Origin of the sequence: Candidatus Rickettsiella viridis, assembly GCF_003966755.1 — a bacterium.
Lineage (GTDB): Bacteria > Pseudomonadota > Gammaproteobacteria > Diplorickettsiales > Diplorickettsiaceae > Rickettsiella_B > Rickettsiella_B viridis.
On record NZ_AP018005.1, the window covers coordinates 1,434,337 to 1,453,728 of the forward strand.

At 40.7% G+C, this 19,392-nt stretch carries 16 protein-coding genes and 1 pseudogene; 10 read left to right on the forward strand and 7 right to left on the reverse strand.

The window, feature by feature from the left end; genetic code table 11:
- Positions 1-145: 145 nt before the first annotated feature.
- The 3 genes and pseudogenes from DMP02_RS06445 to mnmG form a co-directional block, all read right to left on the reverse strand.
- The gene (locus DMP02_RS06445; RefSeq protein ID WP_126323320.1) at positions 146-1,390 is read right to left on the reverse strand and encodes a hypothetical protein; all 1,245 of its coding nucleotides are present in this window, start codon (positions 1,388-1,390) and stop codon (positions 146-148) included.
- A gap of 90 nt (positions 1,391-1,480) precedes the next feature.
- Positions 1,481-4,942, reverse strand: a pseudogene (mfd, locus tag DMP02_RS06450) (transcription-repair coupling factor).
- A gap of 5 nt (positions 4,943-4,947) precedes the next feature.
- Positions 4,948-6,834, reverse strand: coding sequence for a tRNA uridine-5-carboxymethylaminomethyl(34) synthesis enzyme MnmG (gene mnmG, locus DMP02_RS06460; RefSeq protein WP_126323323.1), 1,887 nt, complete (start codon positions 6,832-6,834; stop codon positions 4,948-4,950).
- Positions 6,835-7,094: 260 nt separating this feature from the next.
- Between mnmG and DMP02_RS06465 the strand changes: the two genes are divergently transcribed.
- Both DMP02_RS06465 and DMP02_RS06470 read left to right on the forward strand, forming a co-directional pair.
- A complete protein-coding gene (locus tag DMP02_RS06465; protein WP_126323324.1) occupies positions 7,095-7,850 on the forward strand; it encodes an FKBP-type peptidyl-prolyl cis-trans isomerase N-terminal domain-containing protein in 756 nt (251 codons plus the stop codon).
- Positions 7,851-8,029: 179 nt separating this feature from the next.
- On the forward strand, positions 8,030-8,242 hold the full coding sequence (locus DMP02_RS06470) for a CsbD family protein (protein ID WP_126323325.1): 213 nt from the start codon (positions 8,030-8,032) through the stop codon (positions 8,240-8,242).
- A gap of 51 nt (positions 8,243-8,293) precedes the next feature.
- Here DMP02_RS06470 and tilS read toward each other — a convergent pair whose 3' ends face one another.
- The 3 genes from tilS to DMP02_RS06485 are packed head-to-tail and all read right to left on the reverse strand — an operon-like array spanning position 8,294 to position 10,905.
- Entirely contained in the window at positions 8,294-9,649 is a 1,356-nt protein-coding gene (tilS, locus tag DMP02_RS06475; RefSeq protein WP_126323326.1) for a tRNA lysidine(34) synthetase TilS, read from the reverse strand.
- A gap of 12 nt (positions 9,650-9,661) precedes the next feature.
- Entirely contained in the window at positions 9,662-10,609 is a 948-nt protein-coding gene (locus DMP02_RS06480) for an acetyl-CoA carboxylase carboxyltransferase subunit alpha (RefSeq protein WP_126323327.1), read from the reverse strand.
- A 2-nt stretch (positions 10,610-10,611) separates the two neighbouring features.
- Entirely contained in the window at positions 10,612-10,905 is a 294-nt protein-coding gene (locus DMP02_RS06485; RefSeq protein WP_126323328.1) for a PA3496 family putative envelope integrity protein, read from the reverse strand.
- Between the two features lie 83 nt (positions 10,906-10,988).
- Here DMP02_RS06485 and DMP02_RS06490 point away from each other — a divergent pair, with 83 nt between their 5' ends.
- Positions 10,989-11,573, forward strand: coding sequence for a uracil-DNA glycosylase family protein (locus DMP02_RS06490; protein ID WP_126323329.1), 585 nt, complete (start codon positions 10,989-10,991; stop codon positions 11,571-11,573).
- Here DMP02_RS06490 and DMP02_RS06495 read toward each other — a convergent pair.
- A complete protein-coding gene (locus DMP02_RS06495) occupies positions 11,570-12,025 on the reverse strand; it encodes an Hsp20/alpha crystallin family protein (protein WP_126323330.1) in 456 nt (151 codons plus the stop codon). The two genes, DMP02_RS06490 and DMP02_RS06495, sit on opposite strands and share 4 nt — an antisense overlap.
- Positions 12,026-12,291: 266 nt before the next feature.
- Here DMP02_RS06495 and DMP02_RS06500 point away from each other — a divergent pair, with 266 nt between their 5' ends.
- From DMP02_RS06500 to rpoZ, 7 genes are all read left to right on the forward strand, one after another.
- A complete protein-coding gene (locus DMP02_RS06500) occupies positions 12,292-12,621 on the forward strand; it encodes a (2Fe-2S) ferredoxin domain-containing protein (protein ID WP_126323331.1) in 330 nt (109 codons plus the stop codon).
- Positions 12,602-13,510: an LpxL/LpxP family Kdo(2)-lipid IV(A) lauroyl/palmitoleoyl acyltransferase gene (gene lpxL / locus DMP02_RS06505; protein ID WP_126323332.1), complete on the forward strand. Its 909-nt coding sequence runs from the start codon at positions 12,602-12,604 to the stop codon at positions 13,508-13,510. Before DMP02_RS06500 ends, lpxL begins: the two co-directional genes overlap by 20 nt.
- 11 nt (positions 13,511-13,521) lie before the next feature.
- On the forward strand, positions 13,522-14,718 hold the full coding sequence (locus DMP02_RS06510) for an amino acid permease (RefSeq protein WP_126323333.1): 1,197 nt from the start codon (positions 13,522-13,524) through the stop codon (positions 14,716-14,718).
- Between the two features lie 21 nt (positions 14,719-14,739).
- Positions 14,740-15,936, forward strand: coding sequence for an amino acid permease (locus DMP02_RS06515; RefSeq protein WP_126323334.1), 1,197 nt, complete (start codon positions 14,740-14,742; stop codon positions 15,934-15,936).
- A gap of 36 nt (positions 15,937-15,972) precedes the next feature.
- The gene (tkt, locus tag DMP02_RS06520; protein WP_126323335.1) at positions 15,973-17,970 is read left to right on the forward strand and encodes a transketolase; all 1,998 of its coding nucleotides are present in this window, start codon (positions 15,973-15,975) and stop codon (positions 17,968-17,970) included.
- Between the two features lie 20 nt (positions 17,971-17,990).
- Positions 17,991-19,004, forward strand: coding sequence for a type I glyceraldehyde-3-phosphate dehydrogenase (gene gap / locus DMP02_RS06525; RefSeq protein WP_126323336.1), 1,014 nt, complete (start codon positions 17,991-17,993; stop codon positions 19,002-19,004).
- 152 nt (positions 19,005-19,156) lie between these two features.
- A complete protein-coding gene (gene rpoZ / locus DMP02_RS06530) occupies positions 19,157-19,387 on the forward strand; it encodes a DNA-directed RNA polymerase subunit omega (protein WP_126323337.1) in 231 nt (76 codons plus the stop codon).
- Positions 19,388-19,392 lie beyond the last annotated feature (5 nt).

Sequence of the window (19,392 nt, forward strand, 5' to 3'; positions counted from 1 at the left end):
CCCGAAACAACCCCAGGTCAAACGCATCTTAATTTTTAAGTAGTTGATTTTTGAGGCTTTTCTTCTTTTTAAATTATCGATGAACTTTTTTAACTACTTGATTTAATGGCCTTTTTTCTATTTAGATGCGCTTGTCCTGCTAGCCTTACAAAACAGGTTTTGCAGATGGAACCAACGCTTCTCCGCACGTCTTACGAATAGAGAAAAAATTAATAGAAGCACATGAACGGGTTCGTAATAAAGGGATTTCATCCACTTCTCTATGTGCACGTTGACTTCCAGCTACTATTCGTGATTCTTCTCTCAAATGTTGTACTTCACTTTGTAGTCGACCTATTAACGTGGATTGTTTTGCTAATTCCCCTCTCAGTATATCTATTCGTTCCTTATATAAGGCTTCCAAACGCTGCATTCTTTCATTTAAAGAATCGGCAGAACGAGATTCCCGTGCACGATGTTTATCCAATCGTTCTGGATCAACGTGATGAGAAAAAATTGTATTTAATTTATTTAATATCTTATCGATAGAATCCGAAGCCCCTATTAATTCTGGATTATTTTTAGTTAAATACTGTGCAAATACCGTTAGCCAAAGCACATTAATTTCCAATTGTCTAGATTTTTCTATGTCAGGTTCGTCTAACTCAAATTTACTCTCAAAAAATTCTAGGATTTTTTCAGCAAGTGGATCTGATTTATAAAGCTCATATTTCCCTGGATTATGTGTACAATCCGTAAAAATTTTCCATATTTTTTTAGATTCTTTTTTTAAAAATTTTCTTATCTCTCTATCCTGTTTATTTTTTGGCGCCTTTATCTTCGTTAGTCGACGATGTAGCCGATGAAAAGGTTCTTGTATTTTATCCCACAAACTACTTTCTTTTGATCTACTATAGATTAATTGGAATTTATCTACATTAAAAAGAACCACTAAATCTGAAACCATCTTAAGCATTTCATCGCTTGGCTTATTTCCCATAAAAGCTTTGGCTGATATTTTCGCTCTATTTTTACTTAACGACGTTAACAATCCATACACCCCGGTTACAATAGTTGTTCCTAAAAAACTAATTACCACTGGCGTAGCCACCGCTATAAACGGAAAAAGTGTTAGCGCTGCCGTAATCATCGCTCCTATTTCAATCGCCAACAACATGCGAAGAATTAGGGCTCCTGCTAAATAAGACAATGATTTATAAAACCAACCCTCTTTTTGCCCCACCGACATCCTCGCACTATTACCGAGCGCGCCTGCCATAACAGCCTGTGAAGTTAGCTGTTTGTTTAACTTTCTCCATAAAATTCTACCGTAATCACCTTGTAGCTCTTGGGAATTTCCCACACAATCATTGACTATCAACCTTGCCATAGAAATAGATTCAAGATTCATATTATGATCTCATTTGAATTATTTAGATGGAATTATAGCAAAGGAGACTTAAAAAATTATTAATATAACTTCTATTAATTAATAGAAAAATTAACTTTTAGAAAAAACATTTAATAAATAAATAATATTTTTAATACGAGATTCAGCACTGATTTGCTCAAAAATAAAACGTAACCGGGAGGAGCCATCCAGTTTATATTGTGATGGCTTTTTTTGAACCAGCTGAATAATAACGGCGGGGTTAATTTGCGGCTTTGCACTAAACTCAATAAAACCACTTTGCGGCCCTGCATTTATTTTTTTAATCCCTAATGATTGCGCTAATAATTTTAACTCGGTTATCTGAAATAAATTTTTTATAGCGTTAGGAAATAGCCCGAAACGATCGATCATTTCTACCTGCAGACTCTCTAACGCTTCCTTATTTTTTGCATTCGCAATCCGTTTATAGAGAACTAAACGCGTATGCACATCTGGCAAATAAGGCTCAGGAATTAAGGCCGAAATTTGTAAATCAATTTCTGTTCCGCGATCAGCCACGATATCCGCCAATCTCGGTAGTTTACCGGATTTCAAACTTTTAACTGTTTGCTCTAAAAGCTCCATATACAGTGAAAATCCTATACTGTGTATGTTACCGCTTTGTTGTTCACCTAATAATTCGCCTGCACCACGAATCTCTAAATCATGTGTGGCCAAGGTAAACCCTGCGCCTAAATCTTCTAACGCGCTTAAAGCATCTAAACGTTTGATAGCATCCGCTGTCATGATTTCTTTTGGTGGCGTCATCAAATAAGCATAGGCTTGATGATGCGATCGCCCTACACGCCCACGTAATTGGTGAAGTTGTGCTAAACCAAACTTATCCGCACGATCAATAATAATAGTATTGGCAGACGGTATATCAATACCGGTTTCAATAATCGTCGTGCATACCAATACATTAAAACGCTGATGGTAAAAATCAGCCATAATACGTTCGAGCTCACGCTCGCGTAATTGCCCGTGTGCAATTTGAATCCGCGCTTCGGGTATTAACTCTTCTAGCTCTCTAGCCGTTTTCTCAATGCTTTGTACCTGATTATGTAAGAAATAAACTTGTCCACCACGTAATAATTCACGCAAAATAGCTTCACGTATTAAACGCGCATTACGCAATTGCACAAAGGTTTTGATGGATAAACGACGTGCGGGTGGCGTAGCAATAATCGATAATTCTCGTAATCCCGAAAAAGCCATATTTAAGGTACGTGGAATCGGTGTAGCGGTTAAACTTAAAATATCCACTTCAGCACGTAAGGATTTTAAGCGTTCTTTTTGCTGTACACCAAAACGATGCTCTTCATCAATAATTAATAACCCTAATCGTGTAAATTTTAATTCTTTACTTAATAATTTATGCGTACCAATCAAAATATCTATCGTACCTAACTTTAAACGCTCCTGAATCGTTTTTTGTTCTTTTGCTGAACGAAAACGTGAAATCATTTCTATCTGTACTGGCCATTCTGCAAATCGATCGCTAAAATTCTGATAATGTTGCTGCGCTAACAAAGTCGTAGGAACCAAGATAATCACTTGTTTATTCGACTGTATGGCTAAAAAGGTCGCACGCATAGCTACTTCTGTCTTACCAAAACCTACATCACCGCAGACCAAACGATCCATGGGCTTTGCGGAAGTCATATCCGTAATAACCTGTTCAATGGCTTTTGTTTGATCAGCCGTTTCGGTAAAAGGAAATTGCGCTGAAAAAGCCCTATAGTTTTCATCGGGAAAGCTAAAACTATAACCTTTTTCGGCTTCCCTACGTGCATAAATATCCAGTAAATCGGCAGCAACATCCTGCATCTGTTCGGCCGCTTTTCGCTTCGCTTTTTCCCATTGATCCGAACCCAAACGATGTAAAGGCGCATGTTCGGATTCGCCACCACTGTAGCGACTAATTAAATCCAGCGAAGCAATAGGCACATACAGCTTAGTATTATTAGCATATTCAAGAATCAAGAATTCATTTTCTTGATCACCGACTTTGACATGTTCTAAACCACGATAGCGCCCAATACCATGATCAATATGAACAACGGGACTTCCTATACTGAGCTCTGCTAAATTGCGAATAATCGCTTGGTTATCCGCACTTTTTACTTTTCGTTGTCGCTGTATAACATGCTGGCCAAATAGTTGAGACTCGGTGATTAATACCAACGGTGGCTGAGAAAAATAAAAACCTTCTTCTAAAGGTGCAATCGCAATATGTACGGGATCAGTCGCGTGTAGAAACTCATCCCATGTTTCACAACGTTTAGGCTGAATGGCTAAATCTTTTAATAAATCGAGTAGCAACTCTCTACGCCCTGCACTTTCGGCACAAAATAAAACACGTGCTTTTTCATTTGATAAAAACTCTTTTTAAAAAAGCTGTAAACGATTGCTAGGCTGTTCTAACTTGTGATCAATCGTAATATTTGGAAACACGTTTACTGGAAAATTATACGGCTCAGACTCCTCTCCTAAAGATTTTTGTTGTAACGCAATGCGCGGGAACTGTTTAAGCGCGGCAAACAACTCATCGCTCGCAACATATAATTGTGCCGGTGCCAGTATAGGGCGCTCTACATCATGCCGCAGCTGCTCATAGCGCTCCTTAACTTCTTGGCAAAAATGCTGTGCTGGCTGCTGAATATCATTTATTTCTATAATTAATGCCTTGCTAGGCAAATAATCTAGCAACAACTGTGTTTGTGAAAAAAATAAAGGGAGATAATATTCAATCCCTGCTGGCACATAAGCTTGGCTAACGGCTTCGTAAAGCGGGCAATTTAAGGGATTCCCTATGAAGTTTTCACGCCATTGCTGTCTAAACTGACGAATGGCTGCTTCGGATAAAGGAAACTCTCTAGCCGGTAATAGATCAATTTTTTCTAGCTTTTCTGTAGAACGCTGTGTATCCGGATCAAATTCACGAATACTATCGACTTCATCATCAAGAAAATCAATACGATAAGGGCTATCACTACCCATGGGAAAAATATCTAAAATAGATCCGCGTACCGCGAATTCTCCGCGGGTTAACACTTGCGAAACGCTATGGTAACCCGCCTTTTGCAACCCTTGGCGCATTTCATCAATGCGTCTTTTTTCGCCGCATTGAATCATTAAACCCGTAGATTGAATATAACTTAGCGGAGGCAGCCGTTGCAGCAACGTCGTAATCGGAACTAATAAAATTCCGCGTGTTACATAAGGAAGCTGAGTTAAAGTCAATAAACGCTGTGAAATAATATCTTGGTGCGGTGAGAAATGGTCATAAGGCAAAGTTTCCCAATCAGGAAAATTAAGTACCGTTAACCCGGGTGAAAAAAACTGCAATGCAGCTTCTAAACGATTTGCGGTATGCGTGTCAGGCGTTATTGTTAAAATAACGCCGTCTTGTTTGTTGGCAATCTCGCTTAAAACCAACGCCATACTATCTTGCTGTAGATTGCCTAAACGCAAACGCTGACCGGATTTTTCCGGAATAGAAAAATTAAAAATTTCAGAAGTAGACATTCTTTTTAGCTAGCTATACCAGACTGACGTTTTTTCAAATGTACTCGGAGTAAAGATATAGCTGCCGGAGTTACACCTGAAATGCGCGATGCCTGGCCTAAAGTTAATGGTTTATGTTGAATTAATTTTTCCCGTACTTCATTAGAAAGCCCTTTAACGGTGTAGTAATCTAAATCCATAGGTAATGAAATCGCTTCATAGCGTGCTTGTCGTTGAATTTCATTATGTTGCCGGTCAATATAGCCTTGATATTTTGCTTGAATTTCAACTTGTTCACTCACGGCAACATCTAAAACACCTGGACCTAAGCCTTCTATGTTCATTAAGTTACTATAATTTAATTCAGGTCGTATCAGTAATTCAGAAACACGATAGTCTCGAGCTAAAGGCTGCTGTAAATATACTTCTATCGCCGCACTCACTGATGTTTCTGGTTTGACAGAAAGATTCTGCAGACGTTGTTGCTCTTGCTCTATGCTATCTCGTTTATTACAAACAATTTTCCAGCGATGTTCGTCAATTAAGCCTAACTGATACGCTGATTCGCTTAAGCGTAGATCAGCATTATCTTCTCGAAGCAATAAACGATACTCGGCACGGCTGGTAAACATACGATAAGGTTCTAACGTGCCTTGTGTAATTAAATCATCAATTAAAACCCCTATATAGGCTTCGTCACGCCGTGGTGACCATGCTGATTTTTCTTGCGCTTTTCGCGCCGCATTTAAGCCTGCAATTAACCCCTGCGCGGCCGCTTCTTCGTAACCGGTAGTTCCATTAATTTGACCTGCAAAAAATAAATTTTCTAGGATGCGCGATTCTAATGAAGGAAATAAATCACGCGGATCAAAAAAATCATATTCGATGGCATAACCTGGACGGGTTATATGTACTTGTTCTAAGCCTTTAATACTACGTACTAATTCGACTTGAACTTCAAAAGGTAAACTCGTTGAGATACCATTCGGATACACTTCATGCGTATTAAGCCCTTCCGGCTCAAGAAAAATTTGATGCGCTGTTTTATCAGCAAATCTCACGACTTTATCTTCTATCGATGGACAATAACGCGGCCCTATTCCATCGATCACGCCACTATAAATAGGCGAACGATCTAAGCCTGAACGAATAATTGCATGCGTTGTTTCATTGGTATGCGTAATAAAACAACTAATCTGCGTAGGGTGCTGTTCCACCTTTCCTGAATAAGAAAATACCGGTAAAGGATAGTCACTGGGCTGTTCTAATAGTTGCTTATAATCAATGGTTCGACCATCGAGACGCGGCGGGGTACCTGTTTTTAAGCGATTAATTCGCAAAGGTAATTGACGCAACCGCTCTGCTAAATGCATTGCAGCCGGGTCTCCAGCACGCCCACCTTGTGATTGTTGCAACCCAATATGAATTTTACCGGCTAAAAAAGTCCCCGCCGTTAATACCACCGTCTTTGCATGAAAATGAATCCCTGATTGTGTGACAACGCCTTTAATACAACTTCCTTCCCATAGCAGATCATCCACTGCCTGTTGGAAAATAAGTAGGTTTGCTTGGTTTTCTAATGTCGCACGAATGGCTTGTTTATAGAGATTACGATCCACTTGTGCCCGTGTTGCCCGTACAGCAGGGCCTTTACTAGCATTTAAGGTACGCCATTGTATTCCGGCGTGATCGGCAGCACTTGCCATCACACCGCCTAGTGCATCAATTTCCTTGACCAAATGACTCTTACCAATCCCACCTATAGAAGGATTGCAGGAAAGTTGGCCTAGTGTTTCGATGTTATGTGTCAATAACAGGGTTTTTGCACCCAAACGCGCTGCCGCTAAAGCCGCTTCAGTCCCTGCATGGCCACCACCCACTACAATGACATCAAATTTTTGAGAAAGTTGCATAGTTTATTTTTAGTTATCGCTTGTTTTCCAGCCATGCTATTCGAGCGGCGAAGAGTATACTCAAAGCAATAGGATTTTCGGCAAGGCGCCGCGAAAATGAAGCAACCGGAATGTATAAAACATACATGAGGATTGCGAGTTGAGCGGGAACGCCGCAGAAAATCCTAGTGCGCAGAGTATATAGGATTGAATCTTGCTATACGAGCCATATAAAGGCAATATAACGTTCTTTTAATGCTATTCCCAAGAGGAACAACCCAATGACAAGATTATCCGTCCTTTCTACCCTAACGGCTAGTTTAATCGTTAGTTCATCAGCACTAGCTGCACAGACTACCTCTCCCTCCACGGTTAATCAACTCGGCGCAACAACCCAACATATCAGCTCCACATCCAATCCGAGCAAAGCGCAAATCAGTTACAGTATTGGCGCCGACCTGGGTGAAAATTTTAAGGAGCAAGGAATCGATATTGATCCTACTGAACTCGCTCATGGATTAAAAGATGCAACCCTAGGAAAAACTTCATTATCACAAGCACAAATGGTGGATATTTTGAAAAACTTTCAACAACAACTGATTGCTAAAAAAGAAACTGAATTTAAAGCCGTCAGCGATAAAAACAAACAACAAGGCGATACTTTCTTAGCTGCCAATAAAGCAAAGCCCGGCATCATCACAACAAAAAGCGGCATTCAATATAAAATTATTAATCCCGGTAATGGTGAAGCACCTAGCGATAATTCAATGGTAAAAGTGATGTATACCGGTAAATTTATTGATGGCACTATTTTTGATAAATCGAAAGATCCCGTTACTTTCCCCATTAACAATGTCATTCCCGGCTGGACTGAAGTTTTAAAACTGATGAAACCAGGCGCTGAATTCGAAGTTGCTATTCCCCCACAACTCGCTTACGGTGAACACGGTGTGGATAAAGCCATTGGACCCAATCAAACACTGTTATTTACTATCCATCTCTTGGAAGTAAAAAAAGGCGAAAGTAAATCCGCTTAAATCAAGCAATTAATGCATCATTATTATTCCCGCTTTCGCGGGAATAACTCCCAAACTTGTATCTGAGTAAACTTCCGCTATACTCGAACAGACAAAATTAACTAGTTTTTTGTTTATATCGCTCATACTTCTTGAATATAAATCCTTTAACCCCATTGATATTACATAAGGAGATAGCAATGAATGCAGACGAATTAAAAGGGAAGTGGCAACAACTGGTCGGTAAATTACGCGAACAATGGTCTAAACTTACTGATGATGATTGGCAACAAGTTAAAGGCAATAAAGATCAACTTGTAGGAAAAATTAAAGAACGATATGGCGTCGAAAAAGAAGAAGTGGAAAAACAACTTCGCGACTTTTTTAACAAAAATAAAGACGACCACCAATAAACTGGCAAACCTCATTGCACACTTTTAGGGCGTGCAATGAGGATAAATTTTCTATTCAGACTTTAAACTGATTATATACCCTTGTTCATTGGGCTTAGCCAAATAGCTTGGGTTAACGCCATAATCCGCTACCGCAATAAGCTGCTCCTGGTAATAAATCAAAGGAATTTTTTTACGTTGCCAAGGTGGAACACCCCATTCTTGAAAAAGCTTTTTTAAGGGATGAGAGCCGAGGCGTCCTTGCACATGAAACCGCTCTCCGCCTTGTCGAAAATTAATCGTTACCGACTCTGTCTTAATACGCTCACAAGAAATTCCCTGGCCTTGTGTTCGTTCCGCCATTAAAAAACCTAACGGTGGTAGTGGTAACACCGTTTGTTGCAGGTCCCAGACAATAGGCAAATGAGGTAATTTATTTTCTTTTAATATAATCGGATATAAAAAATCGCGGTAACGACGAATTTGAACACCACCCCAATTGACTTGGGGATTTGCATCACCTTTACTTTCTAACAAAAACTCAATTTGCTGTAATTGCATTTGAGTAGGTAACGGAAAATGTAATTGCTTTAGCCAATAGCGTAAACAATTCCGCCGACGTGCGGGCGTCAAATGAAGTAAATGGGAAATAAGTATATTATTTGATTGTGGATCCCGGACTTTTATCCAATCCTCATAGGCCAGTTCTTCAAGTAGTTGATGTGCTTCTGCCGCATTTTCAGCAACACGTGCTAAGGTTTTACTCGCTTCGGGCCAACGTTGCTGGATGAGTGGTAATACCTGATGGCGCACAAAATTACGATTAAATCGCAAATCGGTATTGCTACTATCTTCTATCCACGTGAGCTGTTGTTCTATAGCATAAGCTTGCAATTCTGCACGCGTAAATTTCAGCAAAGGTCGAATAAGAAATCCATTTGCAAACGGCATGGCCTCAGACATGCTGGCAAGCCCTCGAAGGCCCGCTCCACGCAATGACTGTAACAGTAAGGTTTCAGCCTGATCATCACGATGATGTGCTGTTAATAAACAATCTCCTTTCCCTAATCGTTCAGCCATAACCGCATAGCGTGCTTGTCGTGCATAGGCTTCTGGACTTTCACCCTGCTTTGGTTGAGCATCAACTGCAATTACTTCGCTATGAATGCCCAGCTGGGTACAGGTTTGTTGACACGTATCTGCCCATTGCGCCGCCTCGCTATGCCAACCATGATTAATATGAATAGCGCGCAAACGTGAGGGGGGCACTAGCTGAGAAAGTGCATGTAACAATACCTGTGAATCCAAACCGCCACTATAAGCGACCCAAAAAATGGATTGTGGATATTGCCCCAATAAAATAAGGAGTTTTTTAGGATTAAACATGAGCTGACAATACAAAGCCTGACGTGGCTTGTAAAGCTTCATATAACTTATTAGCTATGTTCCTATTTCTAATAGCTTTTTATAGCGCTGATCCAGTAATTTATCCGTAGAATAACCACGTAATTGCTCACACTGTTGGATGAGCACTCTTTTTAGGCTATCGATCATACTATCCGGATCTCTATGTGCTCCACCCAGCGGCTCTTCAATCACTTGGTCAACTAAGCCTAACTCTAACAAACGTTCTGCCGTCATTGCCATCGCAGCAGCGGCTTCAGGTGCTTTCTCAGCACTTTTCCAAAGAATAGAAGCACAACCTTCCGGAGAGATAACCGAGTACACACTATATTGAAGCATTAGCACGCGATCACTAACGCCGATAGCCAGTGCACCCCCAGAACCACCTTCGCCAATGACGGTAGAGATAATAGGCACTTTAAGCTGAGACATCGCTTGTAAATTAATCGCAATTGCGCCGCTCTGGTTACGCTCTTCCGCATCAATACCAGGATAAGCACCGGGCGTATCAACAAATGTCAAAACAGGTAATTTAAATCGCTCTGCTAGTTCCATTAATCGCAGTGCTTTGCGATAACCTTCGGGTCTAGGCATTCCAAAGTTACGCCGTACTTTTTCTTTTGTACCGCGACCTTTTTGGTGTCCTATCAGCATAACCGGTTGATCGGCTAAACGCGCTAAGCCCCCTATAATCGCCTCATCATCGGCAAATTGTCTATCGCCATGTAATTCATCGAACTCTGTAAAAATCTTATCGACATAATCAAGGAAATAAGGTCGTAGCGGATGACGGGCTAACTGAACGACCTGCCAAGCATTGAGCGAACTAAAAATAGATTGAATCTCTTCAACCCTTCTTTGTTCTAAGCGTTTGATCTCCCCACTCACATTGACTTCGGCATCATTACCCAATTTACGCAGTTCTTCTATTTTCGCTTCAAGTTCTGCGATGGGCTGTTCAAAATCCAAAAACTTACCGTGCATAATTACTCGCTCTTCGTCACATCATTACTTTCCGATGCTTCCGAATCAAATTCATAGTCGAACTCTTCGCGTAATCGCCGTTGCTCTAAATAATCTTCGATAGCGCGTCGCTTTTCTAAAGAAAAGCGCACGGGGGAAATCTTAGATTTTTTATTTAATGCATCTAACGCTAATTCTTCTGGCCATGTATCGAGTTCGTCATCTTCGATCTCTAAGATATCTGGTGATAACTCGGCTTCATCATGCCCATCACCGCTATCTTCTTCTACTAACACATCTGATTCTTTATACTCCATAGATCCTACCTGTAAGCAACCTATTTTAGGGCTTACTTTAGTGGGTGTAGGGCCCCTTTGGCAAGCAGAACTTCTACCTAGCTATGAATAAACTACCATTACTACTTGAACAAATTCGTCAATGCCAACATTGTGCCGCACATTTACCCCTAAAACCCAACCCCATATTACGGGCACAATCACAAAGTCGTTTACTCATTGTAGGGCAAGCGCCTGGAATCCGTGTGCATCAAACAGGCATCCCGTGGAATGATCCCAGTGGCGACCGCTTACGTCAGTGGTTAAACTGCGATAAGAAAACATTCTATGATGAATCAAGAATTGCCATCATCCCAATGGGATTTTGTTATCCGGGAACAGGTCCATCGGGTGATCTCCCGCCTAGAAAAGAATGTGCTCGACATTGGTTAACGCCTCTCCTAGCTGCTCTTCCACATATTCAATTAACCCTACTCATAGGTCAATATGCTCAACAGCATTATCTGAAAGATCGCCGAAAAAAAACCTTAACTGATAATGTAGCCTTTTTTTCAGAATACTTACCTCAGTATTTTCCACTCCCTCATCCATCGCCGCGTAATAATATTTGGTTAAAACGAAATCCGTGGTTTGAAAAAACGGTCGTACCAGCTTTACAAACTATCTGTAGTAAATTACTAGAAAATTAGTCTCTTTTCATTGCTACTTTAATTTTTTTAGACTTCATCTTCTCGCGTTTAGGAATAATAACTTCTAATACCCCATGCTTACCTTCAGCGGTTACCCTATCTGGGTCAGCCGTGTCTGGCAAGGCAAAACGACGATAAAAAGACCCTGTTGAACGCTCTATGCGTGTATAACCGCCTCTTTCTTCTTTTTTCGCACTGGTACGCTCACCCTTGATAGTTAATACGCCATTTTCCATGGCGATTTCTATATCATGCGGATCAACACCAGGAATATCCGCATAAAGTATAAACCTCTCAGGCTCCTCTTTGATATCAACACAGGGTGCCCAATGGCTTGTCTCCACTAATGAATTATCCTCAGGATAGTTTGGCTCAAATAATTGGTCCCATTCTTGAGACAAACGATGCAATTGATGAAGCAAAGAAGGTCTATAGCGAGTGGTATTTGTCACGGTAGTTCTCCTCCCTGAAGTACGTACGACTAGTTTAACCGAAAAAAAGTATTTATAGCTATAACACTTTTAGTGTCACCCATCGCGATGAGGATTTTTAAGGGGAAAATCGCGATTCTCCCCTTAAATGGCGAAGTGGATGCTTTGCTTCTACCCATCATGTAAACGGATATACCGCTCGCTCGTTATTTAATATTACCGTATCTTCAAGTACGAGCGGTATAATCATCAGGACCAAATTTAACTTTCTAACACGCTGACCGCTTATGTCCTACTATCAACAGCATATTTTTCTTTGTATCAACGAACGCGACAATAATAAGGACTGCTGCGCTAAGCGGGGCTCTAAACCCTTGTTAGACTATTTAAAAAGCAAAATAAAACAACTGGATGATAAAGGACAAAAGAAAATACGCGTGAGTGGTGCGGGTTGTTTAGGGCGTTGCAAACTGGGACCCGTGTTAGTTATTTACCCCGAAGCTATCTGGTACCATTGTAAAAGCCCGCAGGATATCGATGAAATCATCGCGCAGCACATAATAAACAAACAACCCGTCGCTCGATTATTATTATCAAATGAAAACCGAACACTTTAATCTGCTACATCCCCGTTATTGGCTCACTTGGCTGGGATTGGGTATTTTATATGCAATAAGTAAACTCCCTTATAAAACACAATTAACGATTGGAAAATATTTAGGTCGTGCGGCATTTTATCCGCTCAAACGCTTTAGACGTATTGCCCGTATTAATCTTGCGCTTTGTTTTCCAAAATTATCCGCGCCGGAACGAGAACAGCTGCTGCATAAACATTTTGAGTCGCTCGGCATGGGCCTCATTGAATCAGCCATGGCATGGTGGGTAGCACCCCACAAATTAGCACCACTGCTGCATGTAGAAGGTTTAGAACATTTACATGACGCCATTGCAAAAAAACAAGGCGTCATCATTTTAAGCGCTCATTTTACGTCATTAGATATTTGCGGACGTTTATTCTCGGCTATTTTTCCCATGTCGGTCGTTTACCGTGAACAAAAAAATCAAGTGATTGACATGCTATTAAAACGACATAGAAATTTTAAGCTGATGCAACCTATTCATCGACACGCCGTACGTCAAATTATTAAAGCACTCAAGAAAAACAACGCTATTTGGTATGCGGCCGATCAAGACTATGGCGCTGCACACAGTATTTTCTCCCCTTTCTTTAATATAGAAACAGCCACCATTACCACGCCTAGCCGCTATGCCAAGCAAACCCATGCGCAAGCCGTCACTTTATTTTATCATCGTCTTACCAATGGAAAAGGCTATCAAATTACGATTAAACCTATTTTAAAAAGTTTTGCTGCACTTGATCCCACAGAGGCAACACTTTATTTTAATAAAACATTAGAAGAAGCGGTTCGTGCCCATCCAGAACAATACCTATGGATTCATCGCCGTTTTAAAACAAGACCCCCTGGCCAAGCCTCTTTTTACTAAAAGTTTAAGTTATGAATAATAAATTGCTCGGTGGCGTTCTACTCATTATTGGTACCAGCATCGGTGGTGGAATGCTTGCTTTACCCATTGCCACCGCACAGTTAGGCTTTATCAACGCCCTTATATTCCTAGTTATTTGCTGGGCCGTTATGACCGCCAGTGCTTTACTCCTTTTAGAAGTTAACCTCTGGCATCCGGTAAACAGTAATTTAATTACTATGGCCAAAACAACCTTAGGTCGTTTTGGCCAAGTGATCGCTTGGGTCAGTTATTTATTATTACTGTACGCCTTATTGGCCGCTTATGTTTCTGGCGGAGGTGATTTTTTACAGCATTTTTTAAATGGGTTTCATATAAAACTGAGCAGTAAAATTGCTACGGGTTTATTTGCTTTTTTATTAAGTATCGTCGTTTATAAAGGTATTCGATCTGTTGATTATGTAAACAGAGGGTTAATGTTTAGTAAACTAGCCGCCACAGGTTTATTAGTTCTGTGTATTTTCCCCTTTGTTTCGGTTGACTATCTTTTAACGCCTGGAAAACTCCATCATCTTCCGGGTGTTATCGCGAGCATTACCGTTATCATCACCTCTTTTGGGTTTGCGGTCATCGTCCCTAGTCTACGCAGCTATTTTAAAAATAATGCGTCACAATTACGTAAAGCTATTCTCATTGGCAGTTTCATTCCATTGGTTTGTTACATTCTGTGGGAATTAGTCATTATGGGTGTTGTACCCTCACAAGGGCCAATTAGTTTAACCGTCATGGCTCACTCAAGCCATTCAAGCAGCGACTTAATTAATGCATTAAGTCAATTACTGCATAAACCACTTATTAACTTTTTAGCAAAAACATTTACCGCCATTTGCCTAGCTACCTCTTTTTTAGGTGTCGCTTTAAGTCTTTTTGATTTTTTAAGCGATGGGTTTGCTATAAAAAAAACCAACTTAAATAAATTAATAATTTATGCACTTACTTTTACACCGCCCTTAATTATTGCTTATCACTACCCTAATGCATTTATTAAAGCCCTATCCTATGCGGGCGTACTTTGCGCCATCCTATTAATAGCGCTCCCCGCTATGATGGCTTGGAGCGGACGCTATATAAAAAAATGTGCATCGGGTTATCAGGTAAGTGGTGGTAAATATTTATTAACTATTTTATTAATGACTTCCTTTTTTCTTATTGCGTTAAGTCTAATTTAACCTGTTATTAACTGGAAAAAAATGAATACTAAACAAATCGGCGGCATTCTCATGATTACCGGCAACGCCATCGGCGGTGGCATGCTGGCATTACCTCTGGCTACGGCACAATCTGGCTTTATTAACTCCACATTATTTTTAATCGGCTGCTGGGCCGTTATGCTCGCGGGTGGTTTACTGATATTAGAAGTCAATCTTTGGTTTCCTGCTAATAGTCATTTAGTCTCTATGGCACGTGCTACCTTAGGACGAGCCGGTGAAATAGTGACGTGGTTATGTTATTTATTATTATTGTATTCTTTGCTTGCTGCTTATATCGCGGGCGGTTCAGATTTCTTACAGGGTTTATTTCAAAAAGCAAACCTACATTTTTCACTCAAGTCGATGACCATTTTATTTGTTCTCGCTTTGGGCTTCATTGTCTATAAAGGGATACGATCCGTCGATACCTTCAATCGTGCATTAATGGGTGGCAAACTACTTATTTATATCCTGCTGATTGTATTAATTTTTCCTTTTCTTTCATCAAAACAGTTACATCAAGGGCAATTTCATTACTTACCAAGCAGCCTTACCATTATGATCACTTCGTTTGGTTTTGCCGCAATCATTCCTAGCTTGCGAAGTTATTTTCACAGTGATGTACAACAACTACGTCGCGTCATTATTTTTGGCAGTCTCATCCCGCTCATTTGTTATATTTTATGGAATGCGGCCATTATGGGCATCATACCGCTTGGTGGTGATTTAGGTCTTGTGCACATTGCGCATGCTAAACAACCTACCAGTGAATTAACAAATACACTCAGCACATTACTCGGTAAAAATCTCATTACCGGACTCGCCTGGGGATTTACATCCATTTGCCTTGCCACTTCTTTTTTAGGCGTAGGGCTCAGCCTAGCTGATTTTTTAAAAGACGGCTTTGCATTAAACAAAACAAAAAAAGGTGAAAGCATAACAACGCTACTTACCTTTCTTCCGCCCTTAATCATTGTTTTATTCTTTCCCGGCGCATTTATGACCGCATTAAATTATGCTGGTATTTGGTGTGCTAGTTTGTTAGCTTTACTTCCGGCACTCATGGCTTGGTCAGGGCGTTATCGTCAACAGAATACTTTTCCTTATCAAGTAGCGGGTGGAAAAATTTTATTAAGTTTGGTAATCCTCGCGGCTACTATTATTATAGTGCATGCGGTTATCGTTGATGTTTTCTAAAATTTATTTAATTGACTGAGCTTCTGGTATTAAAACATGCCTTATCAAAAAAAATGTGCCGATGCCATTCGCGTATTGAGCATGGACGCCGTACAAAAAGCCAATTCAGGTCACCCAGGTATGCCGATGGGAATGGCCGATATTGCGACTGTTTTATGGCAAGATTTTTTAAAACATAATCCCAATAATCCACAATGGCCTGATCGTGATCGTTTTATATTATCCAATGGGCACGGTTCCATGCTGCACTATGCCCTGCTTCACCTGACAGGTTATGATCTTACGTTAGAAGATATTAAACAATTTCGCCAATTACACTCAAAAACACCTGGCCATCCTGAAGTTGGCATAACACCGGGTATAGAAACTACCACCGGTCCATTAGGACAAGGATTTGCTAATGCCGTTGGCATGGCACTAGCTGAACGAAGCTTAGCGGCGCAGTTTAATCGTCCTCACCATGAAATAGTCGATCACTTCACTTATGTATTTATGGGTGATGGCTGTTTAATGGAAGGTATTTCTCATGAAGCCGCGTCATTAGCCGGTTGCTTAGGATTAGGGAAATTAATTGCTTTTTGGGATGATAATAACATCTCCATTGATGGTGATGTCTCAGGCTGGTTTAAAGACAACACGCCGCAACGCTTCGAGGCCTATCACTGGCATGTTATTCCCGATGTCGATGGCCATAATCCTGAGCAACTAAAACAAGCCATTCAACAGGCACGCGCCTTAACCGATAAACCCAGCTTAATTTGCTGTAAAACACATATCGCTTTTGGTGCACCTAACTTAGCGAATAGTCACGAAGCGCACGGGGCACCTTTAGGTGACGAAGAAATAGCGGCCACTAAACAAGGATTGCAATGGGATTATCCTGCTTTTGAAATTCCTGACGATATTTATCAATGCTGGGATGCTCGCGAAAAAGGCACCGCGTTAGAAAACAGCTGGAAAGAAAAATGGCAACGCTATCAACAAACACATCCCGAATTAAGTAAAGAGTTCCAACGCCGAATTAACCGTGCACTTCCTGAAAACTGGTCGGAAAAATCCAGAAAAATCATTTTGGGAACCATTAAAAAATCTGAAAAAATTGCTACACGTAAAGCATCGCAAAACAGCTTAAATGATTTTAGCCCTCTATTACCTGAATTATTAGGTGGCTCAGCGGATTTAACTGAATCTAATTTAACCCTCAACAAAACCTCTGATGTGTTAAATCGAGAAAATCCTGCTGGGAATTACATCCATTATGGTGTTCGAGAATTTGGTATGTCGGCGATGATGAATGGTATCGCACTACATGCTGGATTTATTCCCTATGGCGGCACTTTTTTAGTATTCAGTGATTATGCTCGAAATGCTATTCGCCTCTCAGCATTAATGAAACAGCGCGTTATTTTTGTTTACACACATGATTCTATCGGATTAGGTGAAGATGGCCCTACGCATCAACCTATAGAGCATATCAACAGTTTACGTATGATTCCTGGCCTTTCTGTATGGCGACCTTGTGATGCCGTTGAAACAGCCATCGCGTGGCAGCAAGCCATAGAACATCAAGGGCCTACTTGTTTATTACTCACACGGCAAGCTTTAGCGCCACAAAGCCATTCAGAAACAAGCTTATTCGCTATCAATCGCGGTGCTTACATCCTTCTTGATAGTGAATCTACACCGGAGGCCATTATTATCGCCACGGGTTCTGAAGTAAGCCTCGCTATGAATGCCGCACAATCGCTAAATCAACAAGGAAAAAAAATTCGTGTAGTATCTATGCCATGCAGCGATCGTTTTGCCATACAAGATGTCAGTTATCAACACTCAGTTTTACCTCCTACGATCACGAAACGGCTTGCTATTGAAGCGGGTAATACTGATTTTTGGTATCGCTATGTAGGCTGTGAAGGAAAAGTCATTGGCTTGGATAGATTTGGTGAGTCTGCGCCAGGCGCTACTGTATTTGCAGCATTAGGTTTCACTACTGAACATGCCGTTAAAATACTCAATGAATTATTAGCCACTTAAAAAACAAGGGGAAAACACCGATGAAGACAAAAATTGCTATTAATGGTTATGGACGCATTGGGCGTAATATCCTAAGAGCACTCTTTGAATCACCCAAAAAACACAATATAGAAATTGTAGCAATCAATGATTTAGCTGATATCAACATGAATGCCCACCTCACCCGCTACGATACAACACATGGAAAATTTTCGGGAACCGTGGTTGTTGAAGGCGATCATTTAATTATTAATGACCATCGTATAAAAATGGTTTCAGAGCGTGATCCAGAAAAATTACCTTGGAAAGCACTCAATATCGATGTAGTGCACGAATGCACGGGCTTATTTACTAGCCCTGATAAAGCGGCTAAGCACCTCACAGCCGGTGCAAAAAAAGTAATTATTTCAGCCCCTGCCGGAAAGGACGTGGACGCCACTATTGTCTATGGCGTCAATCACCACACCTTAAAAGCCGATCATAAAATTATTTCTAATGCCTCATGCACGACCAATTGTCTAGCACCTATCGTAAAACCCCTACATGAAAAACTAGGAATCATTCAAGGTTTAATGACCACCATTCACGCCTATACTAACGACCAAGTATTATTAGATACGCATCATAGCGATATGCATCGTGCGCGTTCTGCCACCTCATCCATGATCCCCACAAAAACCGGGGCGGCTAGCGCTGTAGGTCTTGTACTCCCAGAATTGGCCGGCAAATTAGACGGTCTTGCGATACGTGTCCCAACGATTAATGTTTCTCTGGTTGATTTAAGCTTTCAAGCAAAACGGGCAACAACCGTCGCAGAACTGAATCAAATATTGAAACAAGCCTCTCAAGAAGCGTCTCTTAAAGGCATATTGAACTATAGTGAAGAGCCTTTGGTCTCCATTGACTATAACCATAACCCAGCTTCTTCTACCGTCGATGCGACACAAACCCGTGTAATGGGCGATTTTGTGAAGGTATTAGCCTGGTACGACAATGAATGGGGGTTTTCCAATCGAATGCTCGATGTCACTACAGCCCTCATGCAAGCCAGCTAATATCCCTATAGGGCGCAGAGAATGGTATAAAATAAGCCAAATAATGATATAGTATAGCCTATAGATTGAACATTACATCAGGAAACACAGGGTCTATACCACTCATAAATGGGTATAGTAGCAAGAAATTTACTGACGATAGAGAAAAGAATATGGCACGTATTACTGTTGAAGATTGCTTACGAAAAGTTGAAAACCATTTTGAGCTAGTCATTATAGCATCAAAACGCGCAAGGCAAATTGCAAAAGGCGGCATGGCAATGGTTGAGCCTGAAAATGATAAGCCGACTGTCATCGCGCTTAGAGAAATTGCCAGCGGACGACTTAATGAAACTGAAGGAAAATCTGAACTAGAAAGTGGTGCACAAACCACGACTCCATAATAGCT